Here is a 5,279-nt window from a genome sequence, read left to right on the forward strand (position 1 = left end):
CCGGACGGCACACCGTACCGGGTTCACGACCCGCTGCTGGTCGAGGATCTCGCCGGCCGGCCGACCCGGGTGCCCTGGCGGGTACTCGGCGGGATCGGCGGCGAGATCCACGTGGATGCCGAGGCCGGCTCGGACGCGCTCGCGCGGGCCCTGGCCTGGCGCGGCGGGCAGTGGGACCGGCGGCATGCGCTGGCCGCGGCGCTGCGCGACCCTGACGGTACCGCCTTCCGAACCGCGGAGGACGACCTCGACGAGACCTGAGCCGCGCCGGTGGGTTCCGGTCGCTGGACTATCGATCCGTGTGGTCGGGGGTTCCCCGCGCCCGCAGCCGGTTGCGGCGGCGGATCACGATCCACAGGCCGGCGAGCCCGAGGACGAAGCCGCAGATCGCCGTCGCGAACCACCAGAGCCGGCCGTCGTCCCGCAGGTCGTCGAGGAAGAACGCCAGGACCAGCGCGGCGATGGCCCACAGCACGGTTCCCACCGCGACGGAGGCGACCCCGTCGTAGGGCAACGGTTCGGGCGTGGGCGGGCGGGTTGTCGCGGCGGCGGGCTCGCCGCCCCCCGGGACGGGCGGGACCTCGGGGGCGTGCGCACCACCCGTGGAATCGCTGCTTGCTGACACGCTCATCCCGGTCGACGCTACCCTCTTGGCTCGCGGGCCAAGGTGCTGGTCAGGAGTCGTCCACCGGTTCGACGAGCCACTCGTCGAACCGGCGTCTCGTCACGTCGCTCAGCAGGGCGATGTCGGAGCGGAACCCGTCCCGCAGCCGGGCCCCGATCGCCGGATCCAGCCGGGGGGCCGGGAAAGCCAGCACGGACGGGAGCGCCGGCACGGACGTCCCGGGTAGTCCGGGTCGGCCTCGGCGCTCGACCCCCAGCTTGACCCCCAGGAAACCGTGGGCTCGTCGGATGACGGCGGCGGGATCCCCGATCAGATCGCGGTGCGCCGTCAGGAGTACCTGTTCGCGGGGGAACAGCGTGAACAGCCGCTGCAGCTGCGTACCGTACCTGCCCAGAGCCAGGTAGCGCCACGGCCAGGGCCAGCCCGCGGCCGTCCGGGCGGCCTCGGCGGCCACGGCACGTCCGAAATCGTCGAGGTCCTCAAGACCGGCCAGCCGCATCCGGACCCAGTTCGCGTAGGCCCGCTAACCGGATCGCGAAGAACGACGATGAGCTTCGCGTAGGGAAGCAGTTCGTGAATATGCCGCAACGCCGTAAAGTCGGCGAGATAATACGGGGTGCTCTCGCCGCGCACCGCGCCCGCCGGAGCCGCGTCGAACAGCGCCTCGTAGTCGGATCGCCGACGGACAAGTGATCGCTCGCCCGGCCCGGCGCAAGCCACACAGCCCGGAAGGCTGGCACTCCTGCCGGCCTCGTCCCAAGCGGAACAGACGACGCCGGCCCGGCCGGCCGTGGTGACATCGAGCCCGCTTTCCGGGATGCGCCCGGCCAGGAAGTACCCCGGTTGCGGGATCTCGGACATGAAGACGGATCGATGGCGGCCGAGTTCCTCGTGCAAGACCTCCGTACCCGCGTCGGGAGCACCGATCACGAAGAAATCAGGCAGAGCCACGGCATCTCCTGTTCCCGACGTCCCCGGCCGCGGTTCCTGGAACAGTCCCGTGAGTATATTCACGATTTTCCATCGGGAAGATTGACATCCCGGGACCTCCACGGCCTGCGCCATGCACCACAGATCCAACCGAAAGACCAAGAAGTGAGATAAGTCATACTTTTCAATACTTGGCGACCGCCGAAGCAGTGTGCTTCCGTTGCTCTTGTGTTGAAGCGGCTGATCCTGGTCACCCGGGGCCACATTGATCTGCTCCGCGTTGCCTCGGCCGCCTGTCCGGCGGCCTGACGGGCAGCCGTCTGTCTCCCGCACGGCGCTTCACGAAGCGTCAGCCGATCCGGACGCTTTACTAGGACACACCACCGCCTGTCGACCGACGTTGCCTCGTCTCGCGTGAACCGGCGAGTATCGCCAGGAAAGCCCCACCGGGCAGCGTCATCGCTGGTAGCTGCATATGCCGACCTCCCCCGAACAGCATCGGCCCCGCCCTCCCCCGCCGCCGACGGTGAGAGGCACCGCCACCATCTTCGCGCCACCGCGCCGCGTACCCGGCGGACCCACCGTCCAGAACACCCACCGTCCAGAACGCTGACACGTCGACGGCATCTCGCCGCCCGCCCGATCTTCGGTGACCGAGAGAAACCTGACCGAAAGGCCAGCAATGCCCCCACAGACGACCGTCCTCCCGTACCGGACGCCCCGCACCGCGCCCGCCCGTGCGGCGTCCGTCCCGGCGGCGTCCCTTCCACGACCGTCCCTGCCGAGACCATCCCTGCCCGCGACGGCGCCCGCACACACGCCCGGCGCCAGCCTCCGGACCGGCCAGTGGGAGATCGCGGCGCCGCCCCGGCGCGGGGTGTGGGTCGACCGCACCGCCTGGCTCGCCACCGTTGACGGCCGGGCCCTGCAGCTGACCTACCTGGAGTTCAAGGTACTGGACTTCTTCGTCCGCCATCCCGGGCAGGCGTACAGCCGGGAGGCACTGCTCTGCTCGGTCTGGGGCCATCAGGTCGACGACGAGTCGGCTCCCGATATCCGCACGGTGGATGTCCTGGTGACGCGGCTGCGACGCAAGCTCGGCCCGGAGCACCGGGATCGCATCGAGACCATCCGCCGCGTGGGCTACCGCTACCGCCCGGCGGATCCCTCGACCGACGGTTGACCGCCGACGAGGTCCCAGACCGTCTCCGCCCGGCAGGTGGGGGATGATCCGGACTCGCCGCCGCCCGAGCTGCTCATCAGGATGAGACGCTCGACGCTCCAGGGCAGCGGTGGGACATCGGCACGCAACAGCTCGACGAGCGGTTGCAGTGCCCGCCCGCGCCCGTTCGGCACCCGGGCGAGCGTCAGATGTGCGCGCAGCGGACGGGTGTCCCGGCCGGCCGCCCCGGCACGCTCGGCGGCCCGCCGGACCCCCACTGCCAGCGCCGTCAGGCGTGGGCTGGCTCGCGAGCCAGCCACGTCACCGGCGGCTGCGGCTGCGGCTGCGGCTGCGGCAATGCAGTCGACGGATGCGTCCGCGGTCACCGGCGGTGGCTGCCGCACCGCGGTCCACAGCACCCGATCGCCGAACCGTCCGCCACCGACCGTCTCGACGGCGAACGGGCCGTGCCGGCGTGCCACCCGCGCCAGTCTCGCGTCGAGCTCGGCGCGCCGGTCGTCCGGCACTGGCCCGAGGAAGGCGAACGTGACGTGCCACTGGTCCGGCGTGGTCCAGCGCAGATCCGCCGCCGCGGCGCGCGTCCTGTGCACGGCCGCGAGCAGCGCCTCGGCGACCTCGGGGGGTGGGACGGCCGCCACGAACAGTCTGGTCGCCAGCTCAACCTCCCTGGAACGACAACCTCCCTGGAATGACAGGCTCCCTCTCCCTGGGACGACAGTCTCCCTGGGACGAGACGAACAGTGCGACACGGACCTGCTCCGGGCTCGGATGGCGAGCGCTCGGCCTCCGGTCGATTCTCGGCGACAATCGGGCTGACCGGCGACCCTCGCCACCAGACGGGGAGCACTATCAATGCTGTGACGACGCTCCCCGATCTGGTGCCGCCGCGCGATCCCGCCCTTTCTCAGGCATGGCGGGAGCTGCGGCGCGTCGTGCGCCGGCGGCAGCCGGACCTGCCCCTCGCGATGGCCCTGGTCACCGATGGCTCGGACAGCACCACCGCCGAGGTGCTGCGCGACGCCGGGGTCGACGTCGTCGGTCTCCTCGCCCCGGAACCGCTGGAGTCCCTGGCCTGGGCCGCCGAGGCAGGTGTCCGACGGGCGTACGCAGATCTGCTCACCCTGCTCTCGGACGACATCGAGGCGGTCTGCGTGGAGATGCCGCCGCCCGCGTCCGACATCGTCGCCCGGCAAGCGGCCGAGATCGGCCTGCACGTGCTCCTGGCCGGGCCGGCGACCGTCGAGGCCGAGGCCCTGCGCGCGGTCGCCGACCTCGCCGAGGAGGGTGATCTCACCCACGTGGTCGCGCTCGACGGGCGGGCCTGGCCTGCCGCCACCCACGTCGCGGCGACCGTTCCCTCCCTGGGCCGGCTCACCCAGATGACCGTGGTGGGCGCGCCGGACGGGCCCGCCGGGCGGGTCGAGATCATCGATCTGGCGACGCGCTGGTGCGGCGAGATCCTCGCGGTCTGCGCCGATCCGGCCGCGATGCCCGCCCCGGCGCTCACCCCGGACGCACCGGTGACGCTGGCCCTGCTGGCGGCGAGCGGCGCGACGGTTCTGATCAACGAGCAGATGGGCGGGGACCTCGGCACCGCCACCCTCACGGTGTGCGGCGACTCCGGACGCATCGTCGTCCAGGGCCGTCTGGTCCGCCGCCAGGACGGCAGCGGCATCCGGGATCTGATGATGCCGACCGTGCCGACCTCCCGGCCGGGGCTGGTGGAGGCCACCTACGACGTGGTGCGCGCCACCGAACTCGACGACGCCCGGCTGGTCCGCGGCGCCACCTTCCACGACCTGCTCACTGCGAACCATCTGATGGCCGCCGCGCAGACCTCCCATCAGCGGGGCGGTTGGGTGGAGCTCTGAATGGCGCTTGGAACGATGCTCGGATCGGCGGGCGGCCTACGAGCCGGCAAGCGCGTCCAGGATCGGTGCGGCGCGGTTCAGCGCGGCGATCTCCTCGAGTGAGAGCTCGGCCAGCCGATCGGTCAGCCATTCGTCCCGGCGCCGACGGTCGTCCTCGAGCAGGGCTCGACCCGCCTCGGTCACCTCAGCGATCACTTGACGGCCGTCGGTGGGGTGCGGCCGGCGCTCGACGAGCCCGGTGACGGCCAGATGCGCGATCACCCGGGTCATCGACGGCGGCTGGACGCGCTCGTGGACGGCGATCTCCCCGAGCGTCATGGGGCCATGCCGCTCCAGCGTAGCAAGCGCGGAAGTCTGCGTGGGGGTGAGCCGGCTCGACCGCTCCTGGCGCATGCGCCGAGAAAGCCGCATCACCGACAGGCGCAGCGCGGACGCGAGTTCGGCCTCACGTGCCGTCTCGGTCTCCATCTCACGACGGTACTCGTTAGCGACACTCAGAAACGAATGACATTCTGGCGAACCGCCGAAAACAGCAGGAGGCGGGCCGGCTACCCCCCAGCGGCAGCCGACCCACCACCACAGGAGGCCTCTCGCGATCTCCGGCCCCCGAAGGTAAACATTCACGTAGATTCGTGATCTTGCGGTGAGTGGTTGGTGTTGGAGCTGGGTG

At 71.3% G+C, this 5,279-nt stretch carries 8 protein-coding genes and 1 pseudogene; 4 read left to right on the forward strand and 5 right to left on the reverse strand.

The annotated features are described in order from the left end of the window. Window positions 1–261: hypothetical protein (locus ACY45C_RS08005; protein WP_462186990.1), on the forward strand; the 261-nt coding region annotated here is incomplete at its 5' end. A gap of 28 nt (window positions 262–289) precedes the next feature. On the opposite strand, the gene ACY45C_RS08010 is transcribed toward ACY45C_RS08005, so the two are convergent. From ACY45C_RS08010 to ACY45C_RS08020, 3 genes and pseudogenes are all read right to left on the reverse strand, one after another. Then, window positions 290–631, reverse strand: a complete 342-nt coding sequence (locus ACY45C_RS08010) for a DUF2530 domain-containing protein (RefSeq protein WP_462186991.1) — start codon at window positions 629–631, stop codon at window positions 290–292. 43 nt (window positions 632–674) lie between these two features. Beyond that, window positions 675–1,124, reverse strand: coding sequence for a hypothetical protein (locus ACY45C_RS08015; RefSeq protein WP_462186997.1), 450 nt, complete (start codon window positions 1,122–1,124; stop codon window positions 675–677). An 86-nt stretch (window positions 1,125–1,210) separates the two neighbouring features. Next, window positions 1,211–1,690: pseudogene (locus tag ACY45C_RS08020) on the reverse strand (hypothetical protein); the annotation flags it as partial. Between the two features lie 93 nt (window positions 1,691–1,783). Here ACY45C_RS08020 and ACY45C_RS08025 point away from each other — a divergent pair. Together ACY45C_RS08025 and ACY45C_RS08030 are read left to right on the forward strand one after the other, a co-directional pair. Then, window positions 1,784–1,864, forward strand: a complete 81-nt coding sequence (locus ACY45C_RS08025; protein ID WP_347272474.1) for a putative leader peptide — start codon at window positions 1,784–1,786, stop codon at window positions 1,862–1,864. A gap of 340 nt (window positions 1,865–2,204) precedes the next feature. Next, entirely contained in the window at window positions 2,205–2,738 is a 534-nt protein-coding gene (locus ACY45C_RS08030; protein ID WP_462186992.1) for a winged helix-turn-helix domain-containing protein, read from the forward strand. Here ACY45C_RS08030 and ACY45C_RS08035 read toward each other — a convergent pair. Next, window positions 2,705–3,376: a 2'-5' RNA ligase family protein gene (locus ACY45C_RS08035; protein WP_462186993.1), complete on the reverse strand. Its 672-nt coding sequence runs from the start codon at window positions 3,374–3,376 to the stop codon at window positions 2,705–2,707. The two genes, ACY45C_RS08030 and ACY45C_RS08035, sit on opposite strands and share 34 nt — an antisense overlap. A 219-nt stretch (window positions 3,377–3,595) precedes the next feature. Between ACY45C_RS08035 and ACY45C_RS08040 the strand changes: the two genes are divergently transcribed. Beyond that, window positions 3,596–4,609: a Gfo/Idh/MocA family oxidoreductase gene (locus ACY45C_RS08040; protein ID WP_462186994.1), complete on the forward strand. Its 1,014-nt coding sequence runs from the start codon at window positions 3,596–3,598 to the stop codon at window positions 4,607–4,609. 36 nt (window positions 4,610–4,645) lie between these two features. Here ACY45C_RS08040 and ACY45C_RS08045 read toward each other — a convergent pair whose 3' ends face one another. Continuing rightward, complete coding sequence (locus ACY45C_RS08045; RefSeq protein WP_462186995.1) at window positions 4,646–5,077, reverse strand: MarR family transcriptional regulator; 432 nt, start codon at window positions 5,075–5,077, stop codon at window positions 4,646–4,648. Window positions 5,078–5,279: the final 202 nt, after the last annotated feature.

Source organism: Frankia sp. CcWB2 (assembly GCF_977927585.1).

What these genes read in the sequence shown, in the direction of transcription:
- ACY45C_RS08045 (WP_462186995.1), bottom strand. Translation starts at nt 5,077, where the DNA reads ATGGAGACCGAGACGGCACGTGAGGCCGAACTCGCGTCCGCGCTGCGC.
- ACY45C_RS08015 (WP_462186997.1), bottom strand. Translation starts at nt 1,124, where the DNA reads ATGCGGCTGGCCGGTCTTGAGGACCTCGACGATTTCGGACGTGCCGTG.
- ACY45C_RS08010 (WP_462186991.1), bottom strand. Translation starts at nt 631, where the DNA reads ATGAGCGTGTCAGCAAGCAGCGATTCCACGGGTGGTGCGCACGCCCCC.